18 protein-coding genes are annotated in these 20156 nt (G+C 70.2%); all 18 read left to right on the top strand.

All coding sequences use genetic code 11. The features are described 5' to 3' along the window. The first annotated feature begins 14 nt into the window (after positions 1 to 14). The 18 genes from coaBC (at position 15) to argJ (ending at position 20129) form a co-directional block, all read left to right on the top strand. Complete coding sequence (gene coaBC / locus K2M58_RS06985; RefSeq protein ID WP_066441967.1) at positions 15 to 1394, top strand: bifunctional phosphopantothenoylcysteine decarboxylase/phosphopantothenate--cysteine ligase CoaBC; 1380 nt, start codon at positions 15 to 17, stop codon at positions 1392 to 1394. Beyond that, a complete protein-coding gene (gene priA / locus K2M58_RS06980) occupies positions 1391 to 3805 on the top strand; it encodes a primosomal protein N' (protein WP_220676962.1) in 2415 nt (804 codons plus the stop codon). Before coaBC ends, priA begins: the two co-directional genes overlap by 4 nt. 84 nt (positions 3806 to 3889) lie before the next feature. After that, the gene (gene def / locus K2M58_RS06975; RefSeq protein WP_220676961.1) at positions 3890 to 4477 is read left to right on the top strand and encodes a peptide deformylase; all 588 of its coding nucleotides are present in this window, start codon (positions 3890 to 3892) and stop codon (positions 4475 to 4477) included. Beyond that, positions 4474 to 5439: a methionyl-tRNA formyltransferase gene (gene fmt / locus K2M58_RS06970; protein WP_220676960.1), complete on the top strand. Its 966-nt coding sequence runs from the start codon at positions 4474 to 4476 to the stop codon at positions 5437 to 5439. Before def ends, fmt begins: the two co-directional genes overlap by 4 nt. After that, the gene (rsmB, locus tag K2M58_RS06965; protein ID WP_220676959.1) at positions 5432 to 7117 is read left to right on the top strand and encodes a 16S rRNA (cytosine(967)-C(5))-methyltransferase RsmB; all 1686 of its coding nucleotides are present in this window, start codon (positions 5432 to 5434) and stop codon (positions 7115 to 7117) included. The genes fmt and rsmB overlap by 8 nt, the downstream gene beginning before the upstream one ends. Continuing rightward, complete coding sequence (gene rlmN, locus K2M58_RS06960) at positions 7029 to 8144, top strand: dual-specificity RNA methyltransferase RlmN (protein ID WP_220676958.1); 1116 nt, start codon at positions 7029 to 7031, stop codon at positions 8142 to 8144. Before rsmB ends, rlmN begins: the two co-directional genes overlap by 89 nt. A 68-nt stretch (positions 8145 to 8212) precedes the next feature. Further along, positions 8213 to 8983 (top strand): Stp1/IreP family PP2C-type Ser/Thr phosphatase, encoded by a 771-nt coding sequence (locus tag K2M58_RS06955; protein ID WP_220676957.1) that lies wholly within the window; start codon positions 8213 to 8215, stop codon positions 8981 to 8983. Next, positions 8980 to 11313: a Stk1 family PASTA domain-containing Ser/Thr kinase gene (pknB, locus tag K2M58_RS06950; protein WP_220676956.1), complete on the top strand. Its 2334-nt coding sequence runs from the start codon at positions 8980 to 8982 to the stop codon at positions 11311 to 11313. Before K2M58_RS06955 ends, pknB begins: the two co-directional genes overlap by 4 nt. A 3-nt stretch (positions 11314 to 11316) precedes the next feature. Next, entirely contained in the window at positions 11317 to 12237 is a 921-nt protein-coding gene (gene rsgA / locus K2M58_RS06945; protein ID WP_220676955.1) for a ribosome small subunit-dependent GTPase A, read from the top strand. Between the two features lies 1 nt (position 12238). Next, on the top strand, positions 12239 to 12910 hold the full coding sequence (gene rpe, locus K2M58_RS06940) for a ribulose-phosphate 3-epimerase (protein WP_220676954.1): 672 nt from the start codon (positions 12239 to 12241) through the stop codon (positions 12908 to 12910). Between the two features lie 44 nt (positions 12911 to 12954). Continuing rightward, the gene (locus K2M58_RS06935; RefSeq protein WP_220676953.1) at positions 12955 to 13770 is read left to right on the top strand and encodes a histidinol-phosphatase; all 816 of its coding nucleotides are present in this window, start codon (positions 12955 to 12957) and stop codon (positions 13768 to 13770) included. Positions 13771 to 13802: 32 nt separating this feature from the next. Further along, the gene (locus K2M58_RS06930; protein WP_220676952.1) at positions 13803 to 14306 is read left to right on the top strand and encodes a low molecular weight protein-tyrosine-phosphatase; all 504 of its coding nucleotides are present in this window, start codon (positions 13803 to 13805) and stop codon (positions 14304 to 14306) included. Continuing rightward, positions 14296 to 15207, top strand: a complete 912-nt coding sequence (locus tag K2M58_RS06925; RefSeq protein ID WP_220676951.1) for a fructosamine kinase family protein — start codon at positions 14296 to 14298, stop codon at positions 15205 to 15207. The genes K2M58_RS06930 and K2M58_RS06925 overlap by 11 nt, the downstream gene beginning before the upstream one ends. Positions 15208 to 15293: 86 nt before the next feature. Beyond that, entirely contained in the window at positions 15294 to 16406 is a 1113-nt protein-coding gene (locus K2M58_RS06920) for a radical SAM protein (RefSeq protein ID WP_220676950.1), read from the top strand. A gap of 6 nt (positions 16407 to 16412) precedes the next feature. Next, entirely contained in the window at positions 16413 to 16631 is a 219-nt protein-coding gene (locus K2M58_RS06915) for a hypothetical protein (RefSeq protein ID WP_220676949.1), read from the top strand. A gap of 178 nt (positions 16632 to 16809) precedes the next feature. After that, complete coding sequence (locus K2M58_RS06910; RefSeq protein ID WP_220676948.1) at positions 16810 to 17289, top strand: flavin reductase family protein; 480 nt, start codon at positions 16810 to 16812, stop codon at positions 17287 to 17289. 459 nt (positions 17290 to 17748) lie between these two features. After that, entirely contained in the window at positions 17749 to 18816 is a 1068-nt protein-coding gene (gene argC / locus K2M58_RS06905; protein WP_220676947.1) for an N-acetyl-gamma-glutamyl-phosphate reductase, read from the top strand. A gap of 83 nt (positions 18817 to 18899) precedes the next feature. Next, positions 18900 to 20129 carry a bifunctional glutamate N-acetyltransferase/amino-acid acetyltransferase ArgJ gene (gene argJ / locus K2M58_RS06900; protein ID WP_252393407.1) on the top strand — a complete coding sequence of 410 codons (1230 nt, stop codon included), beginning with the start codon at positions 18900 to 18902 and terminating at the stop codon, positions 20127 to 20129. Positions 20130 to 20156 lie beyond the last annotated feature (27 nt).

Raw genomic sequence — 20156 nt, 5'->3', positions numbered from 1 at the left:
GGGGAGGGAGCGCCGTGGCGCCGACGATCCTCCTCGGCGTAAGCGGCGGCATCGCCGCCTACAAGGCGGTGGCGCTGGTGAGTCTCCTTAAGAAAAAAGGATACGATGTGGTCGTCGTCATGACCCGGGGCGCGGAGCGGTTCGTGACGCCGCTTCTGTTTCAGACGATGAGCCGGGAACGGGTGTATACGGACCCGTTCGAGGAGGCGGATCCGTCCGGCATCGCCCACATCGACGTCGCCGATCGGGCGGATCTCGTCGTCGTGGCGCCGGCGACGGCGAACGTCATCGGCAAATACGCCCACGGCATCGCCGACGACATGCTTTCGACGGTGCTCCTCGCGGCAACGGCACCGGTGATGATCGCGCCGGCGATGAACGTCCACATGTACACCCACCCGGCGGTGCAGGACAACATCGCGCTTCTCAAACGGCGGGGGGTGCACTTCCTCGAACCGGGGGAAGGGCCGCTCGCCTGCGGTTACACCGGGAAGGGCCGGATGATGGAGCCGGAGGACATCGCCCGGGCGATCGACGACGTCTTCGCCGGCCGGCTCGCCCTGGCGTCGCCCAATCCGGACCCGCTCCTTCCGGCGCGGCGAAGGGAGCGGGCGACCGGCGCGCCGCGGCCGGAAGGGGGGCTGCGGTCGGAGGAGCCCCCCACGACGGAGGCGGTGCTTCAAGGCAAGACGGTCGTCATCACCGCCGGCCCGACCCGGGAGCCGCTCGATCCGGTCCGGTTTTTGACCAACCGGTCTTCCGGCCGGATGGGCTATGCCCTCGCGGAAGCCGCCCGGAGGCTCGGCGCCGAGGTGGTCCTCATCAGCGGGCCGGTGTCGCTGACCCCGCCGGAGGGGGTGACGGTCGTCCGGGTCGAACGGGCGGAGGAGATGTACCGGGCCGCCCTCTCCTGGCGGGAGCGGTTCGACTGGTTCATCGCCGCGGCGGCGGTCAGCGACTTTGCCCCGGCGGCGGCCGAAGGGCGGAAGATCAAGAAAAAAGGGGAGCCGCTTACGCTCACCCTCGTTCCGACGCCGGACATCCTCGCCGAGATCGGCCGCGGCAAGCGGCCGCACCAGACGGTGATCGGCTTCGCCGCCGAGACACACGACGTCCTCGCCCATGCCCGGAAAAAGCGCCGGGAGAAAAACGCCGACTGGATCGTCGCCAACGACGTGACGGAACCGGGCGCCGGCTTCGACGTCGAGACGAACCGCGTCGTCCTCATCGGGCCGGACGATACGGCAACGGCGCTGCCGCTTCTTTCGAAAGCCGAACTGGCGGAAGTCCTGCTCCGGACGATCGCCCAGGCGGAAGCGCGGCGCCGGGCCGAGGGGGAGGCGGAAAGGGCGGCGAAGGCGTCGGACGGGGAAGCGGAGGGGGACGGCCGGTGAACGCCGTCGCCGTCGTCGCCGTCGACGCGCCGTATGAGCCGGACGGCCGTTTTTCCTATCTCGTTCCGTCGGCCCTTCGGCCGAAGGTCGTCCCCGGCGTCCGGGTCGTCGTCCCCTTCGGCCGGCGCCGCCTGGAAGGCATCGTCCTGGACGTCGCGACCGCCATGGAGGCGGCCGGCGGCCGGCTCCTTCGGCCGATCCTCGAGGTGCTGGACGACGAGCCGCCGTTTACGCCGGAGCTCGTCCGCCTGGCCGTCCACCTGGTCGAGACGCGCCTCATCCCGCCGTACCGGCTGCTTCTTTCGATGCTCCCGCCGGCGGTCAAGACCGAAGAGCGGCGCCTCATCCGCTGGAACGGCGACGACGGGCCGATCATCGCCCTGCCGGAAGAAGCCGAAGTGCTGGAGTGGATCCGGGATCGGGGTCCGGTCGCCCTGGAGGCCATCCTTCGGCGTTTTCCGGAGGCCGGCCCCATCGTCGACGATTTTCTCGAACGGGGCTGGCTCGCGGAGGCGCGGGTGCGAAAACCCCGGGGGCGGACGAAGACGGTCCGCTTTGCGGTGCCGAACGCCGCCGCGCCGGCGCTTCGGGAAGCGGCGGCGAGCCTCCGCGGCATCCGGCAGCGGGCGGTGCTGGAGACGCTCGCCGAGCGGGGTCCGACGCCGGTGGCGGAACTCCTTCGGTTGACCGGCGCCTCCCGGTCCAGCCTCGAGGCCCTCGTCGACGCCGGCTGGATTCGCTTGGAAGCGCGGCCCCTTTCCCGGCGGCCGGAGGTCGACGCCGCGTGGCGGCGGCCGACGGTCGAACTCACGGACGACCAGAAGGCGGCGGTCCGGGCGATCGAGGGCGCCCTGGACGGCGGCGACCGGCGGCCGATCCTCCTCCACGGCGTCACCGGAAGCGGCAAGACGGAAGTCTATCTCGCCGCCATCGAGGCGACCCTCGCCCGGGGGCGGACGGCGCTTCTCCTCGTCCCGGAGATCGCCCTCACGCCGATGATGCTCGCCCGGGTCGAGCAGCGTTTCGGGGACCGGGTGGCGATCCTCCACAGCGGCCTCGGCGCCGGGGAGCGGCACGACGAATGGCAACGCATCCGTCGCGGCGAAGCGTCGGTCGTCGTCGGCGCCCGTTCGGCGGTGTTCGCCCCGCTCGCCGACATCGGCCTGATCGTCCTCGACGAAGAGCACGAGGCGAGCTACAAGCAGGAAGAGACGCCTCGCTATCACGCCCGGGAGATCGCCCGCTGGCGGGCGGCGCACCACGGCGCCGTGTTCGTCCTGGGCAGCGCGACGCCCTCGGTCGAATCGTACGCCCTCGCCCGGGCCGGTCGCTACCGGCTCGTCACGCTCCCCCGCCGCGTCGGATCGGCCCGGCTGCCGGACGTCCGGGTCGTCGACCTCCGGAAGGAAGGCGGCGGGCTTTTGAGCCGCCCCCTCCGGGAAGCGATCGAAGAACGGCTCCGGCGCGGCGAGCAGGTGATCCTCCTTCAGAACCGTCGGGGGTACGCCCCCGTCATGCTTTGCCGCCGCTGCGGCCGGGCGATCGAGTGTCCTCATTGCGCCGTCACGCTGACGTACCACCGGGCCGACGGGGCGCTCCGGTGCCACTACTGCGGCTACGAGCAGCCGATGGTCGACCGGTGTCCCTTTTGCGGGAGCCCCCATCTCATCCCCCTGGGCGGCGGCACCCAGCGGGTGGAGGAAGCGCTCCTTCATTCCTTTCCCGAGGCGCGCGTCCTCCGGATGGACCGGGATACGACCGGCCGGCGGGGCGCCCACGCGGAGCTCCTCGGCCGCTTCCTCCGGGGTGAAGCGGACATCCTCGTCGGGACGCAGATGATCGCCAAAGGGCTCGACATCCCCCGGGTCACCCTCGTCGGCATCGTCCTCGCCGATGCCAGGCTGGGGTTCCCGGATTTTCGCGCCGCCGAGCGGACGTTTCAGCTCGTCACCCAGGTCGCCGGCCGGGCGGGACGGGGGGAGCTTCCCGGCGAGGTGATCGTCCAGACGTATATGCCGGATCACCCGAGCATCCGGGCGGCGGTCACGGGTGATGTGGCCGCTTTCTTTGCCGCCGAGATCGCCGCCCGGAAAAAAGGCGCCTACCCGCCGTATTACCGCCTGGCGGTCGTCCAGGCGGACGCCCGGGACGCCCGGGTGGCCCGGGAGGCGCTCGGGGCGGTCACCGAGCGGCTCCGGATGGCGGTCGTCCCGGAGACGATCGTCGTCGGCCCGGCGCCGGCGCCGATTCCCAAACTTCGCGATCGCTTTCGCTTTCACACCTTGATAAAATACAAGCAGGAACCGGAGCTGGCGTCGAAGATCCGCCGGGCGCTTCGGGAGATCGAGCGGCCCGTCCGCCGGCAGGAGGTTGCCGTGACCGTCGACTTCGACCCTGAGACGCTGTTCTGACCGCCGAAGCGTTTTGCGGAGCGGACCGCCCGTCCGCCTGGAGCGGCATAGATGCGGAAAAACCAAAACGAAAGGAGGACGTCGGTGAGCGTTCGCTACATCGTCAAGCATCCCGACCCGGTGCTCCGGCAGGTCGCCCGGCCGGTGGCGAAGATCACCCCGGCAATCGAGCGCCTTCTCGACGACATGGCCGAGACGATGTACGCCGCCGACGGCGTCGGCCTTGCGGCGCCGCAGGTCGGCATCTCGAAGCGGATCGCCGTCGTCGACGTCGGCGAGGGGCTCATCGAGCTCATCAACCCGGAGGTGCTCGAGACGTCCGGCGAGCAGGACGGGCCGGAAGGTTGCCTGAGCATTCCCGGTGTCTTTGGCGACGTCATCCGGCCGGCGCGGGTCCGCGTTCGGGCGCAAAACCGCCGGGGCGAGTGGTTTGAGGTGGAAGGGGAGGGACTTTTGGCGCGGGCCCTCCTGCACGAGATCGACCACCTGAACGGCGTGCTGTTCATCGACCGGGCCCACACCCTCTACCGCCGTGACCCGGTGGCGGCCGGCGGGGCGGAGGGGGAAACGGGGGCTCAAGCGGCGCCGGCCGAAGGCGCGCCGGCCCTCGGCCGAAAAACCCGCCTCGCCGGTCGGGCCGGCGGCCGGAAGGCGGGAGACGCCGGCTCATGACCCGCGTCGTCTTCATGGGCACGCCGGCATACGCCGTCCCGAGCCTCACCGGCCTCGTCGAGGCCGGGTACGAGGTCGTCCTGGTCGTCACCCAGCCGGACCGACCGGTCGGCCGCGGCCGGCGGATTGCGCCGCCGCCGGTGAAAGAAGTCGCCCGGACGCTCGGGCTTCCCGTCTTTCAGCCGGAGCGGATTCGGGACGAGGCGGCGCTTTTGCGCCTCGAGGAAGCCCGGCCCGAGGTTATCGTGACGGCGGCCTACGGGCAACTTCTCCCGAGGCGGCTCCTTGCGCTTCCCTCCCACGGGGCGCTCAACCTGCACGCGTCGCTTCTCCCTCGCTACCGGGGCGGCGCCCCGGTCCAGCGGGCGATCATGGACGGCGCCCCGGAGACCGGCGTCACCCTCATGCAGATGGTGCCGAAGATGGACGCCGGGCCGATCGTCGCCCAGGCGAGGACGGCGATCGGTCCTCGGGAGACCGCCGGAGCGCTCCTTGACCGACTCGCCGTCCTGGCCAAGGATCTGCTTCTTGAGGCGCTCCCCGCCTATCTCGCCGGCCGGATCACTCCGGTGCCGCAGGACGAGACGCTGGCGACGTACGCGCCGGTCCTCACCCGGGACGATGAACGGCTCGATCCGGCGCTCCCGGCCGACGCCCTCTTCCGCCGGCTCCGGGCGCTCCTTCCGGAACCGGGCGCGTATCTCGCCCTTCAGGGGGAAGGCGATCCGCTCAAGGTGTGGTGGGCGGAACCGATCGATGAAGCCGAGATCCGTCGCCGGCCGGAAGACGCCGCGAAGCCGCCGGGAACGCTTCTGTTTCTCACCGAGCGGGGGGCGGTGCTTCGGACCGGTTCCGGCGCCCTCGAGCTCGTCGAAGTGCAGCCGCCCGGGAAGCGCCGCATGTCCGCTCGGGCGTGGCTCCTCGGCCGGCGGATGTGGAAGGTGGGCGACCGGCTTGCCTGACGCCTTGCGGCCGGCCCGGGGCGCCCGGGACGTCGCCTTCCGCATCCTCACCCGCGTCGAGGAAGGCGGCGCGTACGCGAACCTCCTCCTCCGGGACAGCCCGGAGGTGGCCCGCCTTTCGCCGGCGGACCGGGCGCTCGCCACCGAGCTCGTCTACGGGACGCTCGCCTGGCGGGCCCGCCTCGATCACGCCCTCGCGGCCTACCTCGACCGGCCGCCGGAGCGGCTCGAGGCGTGGTTTCGCCGGCTTTTGCGGATGGCCTTTTATCAGCTTCTCTTTCTCGATCGCGTGCCGGCGTACGCCGTCGTCCACGAGACGGTCGCCCTCGCCCGGCGCCTCGGCCATGAGGGCCACGCCCGGATGGCGAATGCCGTCCTCCGGGCGTACCTGAGAGATCCGAAGCGGGCCGCGCCGCCGGAAGGGGACGACGCCGGGGCGCTCGCCGTCCGCCTGAGCGCCCCGGCGTGGCTCGTCGAGCGGTGGCGGGCGGCCTACGGCCCGGACGGGGCGGAGGCGCTCCTTCGGGCGATGAACGCGCCGCCGGCGCTTTACGTCCGCTTAAACCGCCTCCGGCCGAACGCCGAAGCGATCGTCCGGGCGCGGCTTCAGGAGGCGGGGGCGTCCCTCGAACCGGCCCCGGGCCTTCCGGACGCCTACGCCGTCCGGGGGCCGGCCTCCGCCTTAAAGCCGCTTCTCGCCGAAGGGTGGCTCACGATCCAGGACCGGAACGCTCAGCTCATCGCCCGGGCCATGAGGCTCAAGCCGGGGCTTCGGGTGTACGACGCCTGCGCCGCCCCCGGCGGCAAGGCGACCCATATCGCGGAGCTGATGGACGACGTGGGGGAGGTCGTCGCCGCCGACATCCACCCGCATAAAGTGCAGCTTCTTGAACGGGAAAAAGCGCGCCTCGGCCTCCGCTCCCTCGTCGTCCGGCAGGAAGATGCGAGGAAACTGCAAAACCTTCCGCCGGCGTCGTTCGACCGGGTGCTCGTCGACGCGCCGTGCAGCGGCCTCGGGACGCTCGCGCGAAAGCCGGAGATCAAGTGGCGCCTTCAGCCGGAGGCGATCGAATCGCTGGCGGCGAAGCAGCGGGCGATCCTCCGGGGTGCCGCGGCGCTCGTCCGTCCCGGGGGGCTCATCGTCTACAGCACGTGCACCCTCACCCGGGAAGAAAACGAGGGCACCGTCGAGGCCTTTTTGCGCGAGCGGCCGGACTTCGTCCTCGACCCGACGCTCTTGGACGATCTCCCGCCCGTACCCGGGCTCCGAAGCGTCGGGCCGGGGATGGTGGAGCTCTGGCCCGGGGAAGGCGGCGACGGCTTTTTCCTCGCCCGGCTGCGCCGAGCGCCGGCCGAAGGCCCGCAGGGCGGTCCAGACGCCGGCGCCGAACGAAACGGCGGCGGGGCGGAAGATTTCGCCGGTGGACCGGAGCGGGCCGTGGCGACGGAAGGGTCCGCGGCCGCCGCGGATCCGCCGGCGCCCGGCGCGCCGAAGGTCCTCCGGCGCGTCGAGCGGGGTGACCGGCGCATCGGAGGGGCCGCCGCGGACCGCCCGGCGATGCAACCGGTCCCGGGAAAGGAGGGGCATCATGGCGGCGCTCACTCAGGAACCGGCGCTTTTGTCGGAACCGAAAAGCCTCTACGACCTTCCGTACGAGGCCCTCGAGGCGTGGCTTAGGGAACGGGGCGAGCCGGCGTACCGGGCGCGGCAGATCTTCCGCGGCCTCTACGTCCGCCGCGCGCCGTCGATCGAAGCGCTGACGGATCTGCCGAAAACCTTGCGGGCGGCCCTAAAGGAGGCGTTCGTGCTTGACCGGCCGACGGAGGTCGCCCGAGACGTCGCTCCGGACGGGACGATCAAGCTCCTTCTCGCCCTCGAAGACGGCGAGATGATCGAGACGGTCATCATGCGGCATCGCTACGGGCCGAGCGTCTGCGTGACGACGCAGGTCGGCTGCCGCATCGGCTGTACGTTTTGCGCTTCGACCCTCGGCGGCCTCAAGCGGAACCTCCGGCCGGGGGAGATCGTCGTCCAGGTCCTCGCCGCCCAGCGGCTTCTCGACGCCGAAGGCGTCCGTCTCGGCCGCATCGTCGTCATGGGGATCGGCGAACCGTTTGAAAACTACGACGCGACCGTCGCCTTCCTCCGCATCGTCACCGATCCGCGGGGGCTCGGCATCGGCCAGCGGCACATCACCGTCTCGACGAGCGGCATCGTCCCGCGGATTTATGACTTTGCCGACCTCGGGCTTCAGGTCCGGCTCGCCATCTCGCTTCACGCGCCGACGGACGAACTGCGGACGCGGCTTATGCCGATCAACAAAAAGTATCCCCTCGCCGACGTCATGACGGCGGCAAAGGCGTACGTGGAAAAGACCCGCCGCCGGATCACGTTTGAGTACATCCTCCTGGGCGGCGTCAACGACCGGCCGGAGCACGCCCGGGCCTTGGCCGAACTCGTCCGGCCGGTCTTTTCCCTGGTGAACCTCATCCCGTACAACCCGGTGCCGGAGCGGCCGTACGTCCGGGCGCCGGAGCCGGACATCCGGCGGTTTCAGGCGATCCTCGAGGACGCCGGCATCGTCGTCACCCGGCGGCGGGAGCACGGCACGACGATCGCCGCCGCCTGTGGTCAGCTCCGGGCCCGGCACGAAGTGCCGCTCACCGTCCGCCTCGGGGCGGCCGGCGTCCCGTCCGAGCGGTAGTCGGGCGACCGGCGAAGATGGGGCTTCGAGTCGCCGCCCGGGAACCCGCCGGGCAAAGGAGGTTCCGGATGCGTTTCGCCTTTCGGTCCCACACCGGTGAACGGCCGAAAAACGAAGACGCCGGCCGCATCCTCGACCTCGATGAGCGCCACCTGCTCGTCGTCGTCGCCGACGGGATGGGCGGGCACGCCGGCGGCGAGGTGGCGAGTGCCCTCGCGGTCGACACGCTCGTCCGGGAAGTCACCGCCCGCTGGCCGGTCCCTCCGTCGGAGTGGCCGGCGCTCCTCGTGGAGGCCGTTCGGGCCGCCAATCGGGCCGTCTATGCCGCTTCCCGGGTCGACCCGGCGGTGGCGGGCATGGGGACGACGCTCGATGCCGTTCTCATCGGACGGGAAGCGGGGCTCGTCGCCCACGTCGGCGACGGCCGGGCCTATCTGTACCGCTCCGGCGTCCTCGTCCGGCTGACGGACGATCACTCGTACGTCGGCGAGCTCCTCCGGCGGGGGGAGATCAGCGAGGCGGAGGCGGAAGTCCACCCGCGGCGCAACGTCATTCTCCGGGCCGTCGGCACGGAGGCGGAGGTGGCGGTCGACCTCGTCCCGTTCGACTGGCGGCCGGGGGACGGGCTGCTCGTCTGCACCGACGGCCTGTCCAAAGCGCTGCCGGAAGCCGAGATCGCCGCCGTTTTCGCCGGCGAGGCGATCCGGGACGTCGAGCGGCTGGCGGATCGGTTGCTCGAGACGGCGCTTCGTCGGGACGCGTCGGACAACATCACCGTCGCCGTCGTCGCCGGAGCGCCGGCGGACGGGTCGCCGGCGGGGGGAGGGATGCGCCGGTGACGGAAACGATTCGCAGCCGATACCGGATCGAGGTGCCGATCGGCGGCGGGGGCATGGCGGTCGTCTATCGCGGGACGGACCTCCTCCTCGGCCGGCCGATCGCCGTGAAGCGGATGCGGCCGGAGTTTCGGGGCGATACGGCGCTCGTCCGGCGGTTTTACCGGGAGGCGCAGGCCGCCGCCTGCATCGTTCACCCGAACATCGTCACCCTCTACGACGTCGGCGAGGATGAAGACGGGCCGTACATCATCATGGAGTACGTCGAGGGGGAGACGCTGAAGGCGCTCATCGAGCGGGAGGCCCCCCTTCCGCCGGAGCGGATCGTCGCCGTCGGCGCCGACATCCTCGACGCCCTCGAGACGGCCCACCGGGCGGGAATCGTCCACCGGGACATCAAACCCCACAACATCCTCCTCGACCGGACCGGCCGCGTGAAGGTGACGGACTTCGGCATCGCCCGGGCCGTGACGCAGGAGACGCTCACCGACGATCGGACGTTCGGATCGGTGCCGTACTTTTCCCCCGAACAGGCTCGGGGCGGCGTTGTCGGGCCGGCGTCGGACCTGTATTCCCTGGGGGTCGTGCTGTTTGAGATGGCGACGGGACGGCTCCCCTTTGACGGCGAAGACCCGGTGGCGGTTGCCCTGAAGCACGTGAGCGCTCCGCCCCCCTCCCCGCGCGAACTCAACCCGGCGCTTCCCGGGGGGCTCGCGAACGTCATCCTCCGGGCGCTGGCGAAGCACCCCGAAGACCGCCATCCCGATGCGGCGGCCATGCGCCGGGACCTCCTCACCGCCCTCCGGCCGGAACGCCGCGACGAGCCCCCCATCGGCGATCCCGCCGGGCGCTGGGCCGACGAGGAGACCATCGCCTTTCGCCCGCTTCCGGCGGTCCCGGCCGCCGCGCGGAAAGGAACGACGCCGGCAAACCGGCCGGAGGCGGATGGTCTGAACGAAGGCGGCGGCGTTCGTCCCGGACCGGGGGAGTGGAGGGGAACGTTTTCGGAAAACGACGGGAAAACGCCCGGCGGATCGCCTTCGGAGCGTGCGGAGGGCCTCTTGCCGGAGGAGGACGCTCTGCCGGGAGAAGGCGGCCGGCCGGAGGGCAGCCGCCCGCCGGCGGAGGGCGACGGCGATCCGGGGGCGCCAGGCGCGGCGCCGCCCGATCGGCGCCGCCGCCGGTGGCTTTTTGCCGGCACCGGCGCCCTCCTCGTTCTTCTTCTCCTCGTCGTCCTCGGCCGGGCGATCGCCGGGGCCCTCATCGTCCCGGAAGTCGAAGTGCCGAATGTCACCGGACAGGACCGGGCGGCGGCGGAAGCGGCCTTGAAGGCCCTCGGGCTCGTGCCGGCCTTTGACGAACGGTTCAACGACGAGGCGCCGGCCGGCCAGGTGATCGCCCAGGCGCCGCCCGCCGGCGAACGGGCGAAACGGGGCACGCCGGTCGAGCTCATCGTGAGCCGCGGTCCTCGGACGATCGCCATGCCGTCGGTCGTCGGCTTGAGCCGTGAGGCGGCGGAGGCGGAGCTTAAGGATTTTTCATCGATCACGGTGACCGAAGCGTACGACGACGAAGCGCCCAAAGGGACGGTCATCCGCCAGACGCCGGCCGCCGGCGATCGGGTCGTGCCCAAAAAGACGGTGGTCGAGCTCGTCGTGAGCCTCGGGCGGCGCTATTTCGACATGCCGGACCTCGTCGGCCTCACGAAAGAAGAGGCGGAGAGCCTCCTTCTCAAGCACGATCTCGTCCTCAAAGCCATTCGGGAAGAGCCGTCGTATTTCCCGAAGGGGCGGGTGTTCGCCCAATGGCCGGTCAAGCCCGGCGAGACCGTCACCGCCGGCCAGGAGATCACCCTGTTCGTTTCGAGCGGCCTAAAAAGCGACGCCCGCGTCGTCGAGTACCCGGTGAGCGTCCTTCCGGCGTCCGGCCAGGCGACGACGGTGAACATCCTCCTTCGGGATGCCCGCACCCCGTCCGGACGGGTCGTCGTGCAGGAGACGGTGACGGGCCCGAAGGAGTATGCCGTCGAAGTGGTCGTCGCGCCGGGGCGGGACGGGACGATCGAGGTCTACGAAAACGGCGTCCTCACCCGGCAAAAGATCGTCCGCTACGCCGACGTCGAAGCGCCGGCCGGTCCCCCGTCTTCGGAAGGCGGCTCCGGGATGGGGTCGGACGGCGGCGGCAAGGCGGGCGGGAGCGATCCCGATCGCGGGCCGACGGGGAACGTCGGTCCCGGCGGCGACCGGAACCTCGCGCGCAAGTGGGCCCGGCAGGCGTACTTCTTCTGGTGGCGGGTTCAGACGGCGTGGGCGGACGCCGGAGGGGAGCGGTGAGGCATGCCCACGGGGACGATCGTCAAGGCCGTCGGCGGCTTTTACGACGTCGCCCCGGACGACGAGCCGGGGAGGGTCGTGCGCTGCCGGGCCCGAGGCGTGTTTCGCAAAGAAAACCTCATCCCGCTGGCCGGCGATCGGGTCCGCTTTACGCCCATCGGCGCCGGCGAAGGGTGGATCGAGACGATCGAGCCGCGGAAAAACGCCTTCGTCCGGCCGCCGGTGGCGAACGTCGACCGGATCCTCGTCGTCCACAGCGTCGCGATGCCGCCCTTATCCCGCCGGGCGATCGATCGGATCCTCGTGCTCGCCGAAGCCCGGGGCGTCGAAGGGGCGGTCGTCCTCACCAAGCAGGACCTCCTCGCCGAGCTTCCGGACGAGGAGCGGGCGGAGGCGGAGCGGGAGGCGGCCGAGGCGGCGCGGGTTTACCGGTCCGCCGGCTACCCGGTCGTCCCGGCGAGCGCGCCGAGCGGCGCGGGCATCGAGGCCGTCCGGCGGCTTCTCACCGGTCGAATCACCGTCCTCGCGGGGCCGTCCGGCGTCGGGAAGTCGACGCTCCTTCGGGCCCTGGTGCCGGAGCGGGCGGCGGCGATCGCCGTCGGCGCGGTGAGCGCCCGAACCGCCCGGGGCCGCCACACGACCCGGGCGGTGGAACTGCTTTCTGCCGGCGGCGGCTGGATCGCCGATACGCCGGGCTTTACGGCCCTCGAGCTCGACCTTTCTCCGGAAGCGCTGGGGGCCGCCTTTCCGGAGTTTCGCCCCTACGCGCCGGCGTGCCGGTACCGCGGGTGCCTCCATGAGGCGGAGCCGGGGTGCGCCGTCCGGGCGGCCGTCGAGTCGGGGGCGATCGACGCCCTCCGGTACCGGCATTATCTTCAGTTTCTGGCGGAGCTCAAAGAACGGGAAGAAAAGAGGTATCGCTAACGTGGCCGTGCGCATCGCCCCGTCCATCCTGGCCGCCGACTTCGGCTGCTTCCGGGCCGCCCTGGAAGCGATCGAAGGGGCGGTCGACATCGTCCACTTCGACGTCATGGACGGACACTTTGTCCCGAACCTCACCTTCGGGCCGGCGCTCATCCGGGCGCTCCGGCCGGCGTCGAAGCTCGTCTTCGACGTGCACCTCATGATCGAGCGGCCGGAAGCGTCGCTTTCGAGCTACATCGACGCCGGCGCCGACCGGGTGGCGGTCCACCACGAAGCCACCCCCCACGTCCATCGGGCGCTCACGATGATTCGGGAGGCGGGCCGGCTGGCGGGGCTCGCGATCAACCCCGGAACGCCGGTGGAGGCGGTGTTTCCGCTCCTGGATGCCGTCGACTACGTCCTCGTCATGACGGTGAACCCCGGCTTCGGCGGCCAAAGCCTCATCCCGGCGACGCTTAAGAAGGTCGCCGCCTTAAGGCGCCGGCTCGCCGAGGGCGGCCGGCGGATCCCGATCATGGTCGACGGCGGCATCGACCCGACGACGATCGGGCCGGCGAAGGCGGCCGGCGCAGACGAGTTCGTCGCCGGCACCGCCGTTTTCGGTGCCGGCGATCCCCGGGCGGCGATCGCCGCCCTCAAGGAGGCCGCCGGGAGAATGACAGGCGGCCGGTAGCGCCGGGCGTCCGGCGGCCGGCCCGCCGGGAGAGGAGAGGGCGCATGCGGACCGACTATCACATCCACCTGCACGAGTCGAACGGGCTTTCGCTCGAGTGGCTCAAAGTCTACGTCGAGGCGGCGCAGGCGGCGGGGATCGAGGAGATCGGCATCTCGGAGCACGCGTATTTTTTCGACGAGACGGCCGGAATTCTTACCCACCCGTGGGCGGAGCGGCGCCGGACGCTCAAGTTCAAAGACTACGTCGCCCTGTACGAGGCGGCGCAGGCGGCGAATCTTCCCGTCCGGTTCGGCCTCGAGATGGACTATATCCCCGGCAAGGAAGAGGCGATCGCCCGCTTCATCGAGCGCTATCCGTTCGATTACGTCATCGGTTCGGTCCACTGGATCGGCGACTGGGGGATCGACCTCGCCGAGTTTCGGGACGAGTACGAACGACGGAAGATCGACGAGGTCTATGAAGCGTATTTCGATCAGGTCGTCACCCTCGCCGAAAGCCGGCTTTTTCAGTTCGTCGGCCACATCGACCTGGTGAAGATCTTCGGCTACCGGCCGAAAGACGAGGCGTTCCTCGAGGCGCAGTACGACCGGGTCGTCGCGGCGCTCCAAAAAAGCGGCACGCTGATCGAAGTGTCGACGGCGGGCCTCAGGAAGCCCGTCGGCGAGATCTACCCCTCCCGGCGGCTTCTGGAAAAGTGCCGCGCCGCCGGCGTCGGCATCGTCCTGTCGAGCGACGCCCACCACCCGAAGCACGTCGGCTACCGGTTCGAGGAGGCGGTCGCCCTGGCAAAAAGCGTCGGATACACCGAAATCCACCGCCTTGAGCGCGGCAAAGCGACGCCGGTGCCCCTGACCTGACCGGAAAGACGGACCGGAAAGGAGGGATGAGGATGGTGCGCGTGCTTTTCGTCTGCTCCGGCAACATCTGCCGTTCGCCGCTCGCCGAGGCCCTCTTCCGGCGGCGCATCGAAGAGGTCGGCCTCGCCGGCAAGGTGCGCTGCGATTCCGCCGGGACGGGCGCCTGGCACGTCGGCGAGCCGCCGTGCCCGGGGACGCTGGCGACGCTCCGGCGCCTCGGCCTTTCGGCCGACGGCCTCATCGCCCGGCAGATCACCGACGACGATTTTCATACGTTTGACTACATCCTGGCGATGGACCGGGAAAATCTCGCCCTCCTCGAGCGGCGCCGCCGGAAGCGCTTCGGCGACGACCCGGCGGCCGGGCCCGTCATCGAGCTTCTCCTCCGCTACGCGCCGGAGGTCGGCGCCCTCGACGTGAACGACCCGTACTACAACGGCCTTCACGATCTCACCTACCGGCAGGTGGCCGCTGGCGTCGACGGGTTCGTGGCCCATCTTCTCGGCGAAATGGGGCGGTTGGCCCATGAGGCGTGACGCTCTGGGCGTTTCGGCGGCGGACCTTTTCCGGCTCCTCGTGCAGGCGGAACGCTGCCCGGAGGCGGCCGATCCGGTGCGGCTCGAGCCCCTCGGCCAGGCCCACGGGGCGACCCGCGGGGCGCTTCACACCCCGTGCGGGCCGTTTTTCGTCAAATGGACGGGTCCCGGCGCCGGCGTCGAACGGCTGAAGGGAGAGGCCGCAGGGCTTCGGGCTCTTTTTGCCGCCGGCGCCTGTCGCGTCCCGGAGGTGCTCGCGGAAGGGCCGCTTCCGTCCGGCGGCTATGCCTTCGTGCTGCCGTGGATCGACGATCAAAGCGGCCGATCGGAGGCCGGCCGGACGCTCGGGGCGTGTCTTGCGGCGCTCCACCGGAACGTCGAGCCGGAAGGGCGCTACGGCTTCGTCCGACCGACGCCGATCGGTTCGTTTTTGCAGCCGAACGTCTGGTCCGACGACTGGGTCGTTTTTTATGCCGAGCGGCGCCTCCGGCCGGTGATGGAGCGCCTCGCCGCCCTCGGCCGCCTGCCGCCGGAGCGGCGGCGGCGCCTCGAGCGGCTGATCGACCGGCTCGGCGATCATCTTCCGCGCCGTCCGGCGGCGTCGCTTCTCCACGGCGATTTCTGGGGCGGCAACTGGCTCGTCGATGCCGCCGGTGAACCGGTGCTGATCGATCCGGCGGTCGCCTACGGTGACCGGGAGATGGATCTGGCGATGGCGGCCCTTTTCGGCGGTTTTCCGCCGGCGTTTTTCGCCGCGTACCGGGAGGCCTATCCGCCAGAGCCGGGGGCGGAAGAGCGGCGGCCGCTCTATCAACTTTATTATCTTCTTTTGCATCTTCTCTTTTTCGGCGAAGGTTACGGTCCCGACGTCGACAGCGTGCTCCGGCGGTTTGCCGGCTGACGGACCGTCCGGCGGGACGGGAAGCCTCGGGCCCAAGACGCCTCGTTCCCGACGGGGACAGGAGCGCGGGAGGGAAAAGCGTAAAGATGCGGCTTATCCGCGTCGAGCATCATCCGGCTTCGACGGTGCTCGCCTTCGGCGAGGAGGCGATCGAACGGGTCGTGAGCTTTGACCGGGAAGGGCGGCCGTTTTACGCCTACGATCGGCAAACGGCCTGGAAACGGGGGCTTGACGGCCGGCTCCATCTCCGGCGGCGGGATCCGTCCGGGCGGCGGATTCGGGAAGCGCTTTCGCGGTCGGATGCCCTCGCGGTGTACGGGATGATTTTGGAGGCGGCCGGGCAGGCCCGGGACGCCCTCGGCGCGCGGGCGGCGGAGATCCTCCGCTGGACGCCGGAGGCCCTCTGGGACGACGAGGGGCGGCGCTACCGGGCGGCGTACCGCTGGCCGGTGAGCATCTTGCCGCCGGACGCGTACCTGGACGTCGTGCTGCAGGCAACCTACGGCTGCACGTGGAATAAGTGTACTTTTTGCGCGTTTTATCAGGATCGCCCCTTTGAAAAGCGGGACCCGGACGCTTTTCGAGCGCACGTCGAAGCAGTCCGGTCGCTCCTCGGCCGGGGGCTTCGGCTCCGGCGGGGGGTGTTTTTTGCCGACGGCAACGCCCTTGCCTTAGGCGAGGCGATCTTCCCGCTTCTCGACATCGCCGCGGCTGCCTTTCCCGGCCGGCCGGTGGCAGCGTTTCTCGACCTCTGGTCCGGGTTGAAAAAAACGTCGAACTGGTGGGCGCGCCTTGCCGGCCGGGGGCTTCGCCGGGTGGCGATCGGCGTCGAGACGGGGGACCCGGCGCTTCTTCGGTTTTTGAACAAACCCGGCGATCCCCGGGAGCTTCCGGCCCTCGTGACGGCGCTCAAGGCGGCGGGGCTCGAGCTTCGCCTGATCTTCCTAGTCGGTGCCGGCGGCGCGCCGTTTCGGGAGGCGCATTTCCGGCATAGCCTCGACCTTTTGGCCGGGCTTTCCCTCGGACCGGAGGACCTCGTCTATCTTTCGCCGATGGTGCCGGAGCCGGGGACGCCGTATGCGGCGGCGGCGCCGGAGCCGGTTTCGGATCTCGAGGCGGAGCTTCGCCGCTGGGCGAGGGCTTTGCGACGCCTCGGCCTTCGGGCGAGCCGGTACGACATTCGGGAGTTTGTCTACTGAGGGCGCATGAAGGCTCCCCCGGCCCGAGCCCGGCTGGGGACCGGGAGCATCCTCCAGCTTGTGGCCAACCTGCCCGGCTTGATCTTCATCCTGGTGATCAGCCTGAACCCGGGGACCTCCTACACCGGGATTTTTCTGGGAGCGGTGCTCCTCGGGCTTCTCACCGCGGTCCCCTCCGGGCCCCTTTTGGACCGGCTTTTTCGACCCGAGCTGATCCTGGATTAGGCTTTGGATCGGGCAAGCCCGGTTGAGGAGAATTCCGCTTTCCTCTGTGCGGGCGTTTTTGAGGCGCTGAGCGCGGCTTGCCCGAGGACCGGCCTTCGGCTAAGATGGAAGCGAAGCGGCCGCCCTAGGCGCCTTGCGAGGGGCCGGCCGGAAAGACGGAAGGAAAGGAGCGGCATCGATGGACCCGCAGGCGAAAAAGACCGCCCTACGGGGCATCACCTACGGCCTGTACCTCATCGGAACGAAAGACGCCTCCGGCGTCAACGCCTTTGCCGGCAACTGGCTCACCCAGACGTCGTTCGATCCGCCACTCGTGGCGCTCGCGGTGAAAGTCGGAACCCGCTCCCAGGAGCAGATCAAGGCGAGCGGCGTCTTCAGCGTCAACATCCTCGCTTCCGGCCAGAAGGACATGGCCGTGGCCTTCTTCAAGCACGTCGAGCCGGAAGGGAACCGGCTCGCCGGTTACGAATTCTACACGACCGAGGTCACCGGCTGTCCGATCTTCAAGGATGCGCTGAGCTATTTTGAATGCAGGGTCGTCGAGGCGGTGGAGCGGGGCGATCATTACATCTACATCGGCGAAGTGATCGGCGCCGGCGTGCACCGGGAAGGGGAGCCCCTCACGCTTCGGGAAACGGGCTTTCACTACGGCGGCTGAGGTCGGATCCGTCCGACGGTGGGCAGGCGTCGTTCCCCCGTCCCGCCCTCCGGCATACACGGACAACGGGAGCGTCCGCGCGAAAGGAGGCGGGAACATGAGCCGGGACGGCGCCTACGTCGTCACGCTGTTTTCCTTTGCGATCATCGTCTATGTCCTGCTCGTCATGGTCGGCCGCGCCGAAGCGGCCTGAACAGGCGGCCGGGTCCGGGCGGCGCGCCGGGCGCGTCCTTTGAGCCGCCGACGCGTTCGCCGATCCGGTCGAACGGAACCTGTCAAATTTGCACGCCCGGAAGGGCGGATTTTTTTTGCTTTCCTCTTGCATAAATATGCTGATCGATGTATCCTAATTCATAACGAGCGACCGGCGGGCACCCTTTTTTGTTCCTCGGGCGCCGGCGTCCCGGCGCCGGCGCACCATAAGCCCGCGAAAAGGAGGGAGCCGCGGCGAGCGCCGAAATGGAACGTGGAACCCCCGAACCCGGCGCCCCGCTCACCGTCGCCGTCGTCGGCACCGGCTACGGAAGCGCCGAACTCCTCCGCCTCCTCCTCGACCACCCGCGGGTCGGCGCCGTCCGCCTCTACACCCACTCCAGGGAAGGGGAGGCGATCGACGCCCTCTACCCGCACCTCGCCGGCTTTCTCGACGTTCGGCTGCGGGCGTTCGATCCGGCGGAAGCGGCGGCGGCCGACGTCGTCTTCTTCGGCACGCCCCATGGCGCCTCGGCGGAGCTCGTTCCGCCGGTCCTCGAGCGGGGCGGGCGGGTGATCGACCTGTCCGGCGACTTCCGGCTTCAGGACGGGGCGGCCTATGAGGCGTGGTACGGCCTGCCGGCGGCGCCGGCGGCGTGGCGAGAAGCGGCCGCCTACGGCCTCGCCGACGTCTACGGCGAGGCGCTCCGGGGCGCCCGCCTCATCGCCAACCCCGGCTGCTATCCGACGGCGGCGCTTCTCGCCCTCGTGCCGCTCCTTCGGGCGGGGACGATCGAGCCCGACGGGATCGTCCTCGACGGCAAATCCGGCGTCTCCGGCGCCGGCCGGGGGGTGAGCCTCGGCGTCCACTTCGCCGAGGTCAACGAAAACCTCCGGGCGTACAAGGTCGGCCGCCATCAGCACGTGCCGGAGATCGAAGAGGAGGCGGCCCGGTGGGCCGGAGGTCCGGTGCGGGTCACCTTCGTGCCGCACCTCGTGCCGATGACCCGCGGCATCCTTATGACCGTCTATGCCCGCTGGCGCGGGGCGCCGACGGACACGGAGGGGCTTGTCGACCTGTACCGGAAGGCGTACAGCGGAAAGCCGTTCGTCCGCGTCCTTCCGGCCGGCCGCCAGCCGGAGACCAAGCACGTCGCCGGGACGAACCTCGCCGACCTCGGCGCCGTCTTCGACGGCCGGAGCGGGACAGCGATCGTCACCGTCGCCATCGACAACCTGGTGAAAGGAGCCGCCGGGCAGGCGGTCCAGAACATGAACCTCCTCTTCGGCTGGCCGGAGACGCTGGGCCTCCGGCGGGTGCCGCTCTTTCCCTGACCGGCCCCGCTGGAGGCTTTCGCCCAAAGCCCTGCCGCTCGAGCTTTTTCCGCTCAGCCTTGACGAGAACGAGGTGGCCCGGTGTGGGAAATTCAGCCATCGATACCGCCCTCTTTTCGGCGGACGTCGCCGTCACCCTGCTTCCGGAAGGCTTCTACGCCGGCGGGGTGCGCGTCGGCATCAAACGAAAACGCCGGGACCTCGGCTGGATCGTGAGCGACGTTCCGGCCGCCGCGGCGGCCGTCTACACGCAAAACGCCTACCCGGCGGCGCCGATCCGCCTCATGCGGGAAACCCTCGGCGGAAGCGGCGTCCTGCGGGGGGTGATCGTCAACTCCGGCAATGCCAACGCCCTCACCGGCGAAGCCGGCCTCGACGACGCCCGCACGATGCAACGGGCGTTTGCCGAGCGGATCGGCGCTCCTCCGGAGGCGGTCGCCGTCGCCTCGACCGGCGTGATCGGCGTCCCGCTTCCGATGGACAAAATCCTCGCCGGCATCGCCGCCGTCCCGATGCCGCCGGAAAAAGACCCGGCGGCCTTTGCCGAGGCGATTCTCACGACCGACACGCGGACGAAGGCTGCCGCCGTTCGCCTCCGGGCCGGCGGCGCCGACGGTCTTGTCGTCGGCTTCGCCAAAGGCTCCGGCATGATCCGGCCGAACATGGCGACGATGCTGGCCTTTCTTCTGACCGACCTTGCGGTCGAGGCTTCATTTCTTTCCGCCGCCTTCCGGGACGTCGTCCGCCGGACGTTCAACCGCGTCTCGGTCGACACCGACGCCAGCACGAACGACATGGCCCTTGTCCTCGCGAACGGTCGGGCCGGCGGCGAGGCGATCACCGCCGACCATCCGGATGCGCCGGCGTTCCGGGAGGCCCTCTTCGCCGTCTCCCGCGCCCTCGCGCGGGAGATCGCCCGGGACGGGGAGGGGGCGACGAAGCTCATCGAAGTGACCGTGCGAGGCGCCCGGGACGAGGCGACCGCCGAGGCGCTGGCGATAGCCGTCGTGGAATCGCCCCTCGTCAAGACCGCCGTCTACGGCGAAGACCCGAACTGGGGCCGGATCGTCGCCGCCCTCGGAAAAAGCGGCGCGGCCTTCAATCCGGCCGGCGTGGAGGTCAAAATCGGCGACGTCGTCGTCTTCGCCGACGATCGCCCGGCGCCGTTCGATGAAACCGAAGCCCGGGCGGCCCTCGCCGGGAGCGAAGTGGCGATCCACGTCCGCCTGACCGACGGCGACGGCGAGGCGACGGCGTGGGGCTGCGATCTGACCGAAGGCTACGTCAAGATCAACGCCCTGTACCGGACCTAAGGGGCGGCGAGACCGCCCGCAGGGCTT

The sequence above is a fragment of the Hydrogenibacillus sp. N12 genome (genome assembly GCF_019645935.1).
GTDB classification, from domain to species: Bacteria; Bacillota; Bacilli; order Thermicanales; family DSM-22653; genus Hydrogenibacillus; species Hydrogenibacillus schlegelii.
The sequence above is the reverse complement of the archived record's forward strand: the minus strand, read 5'-3'. Positions and strand labels throughout refer to the sequence as shown.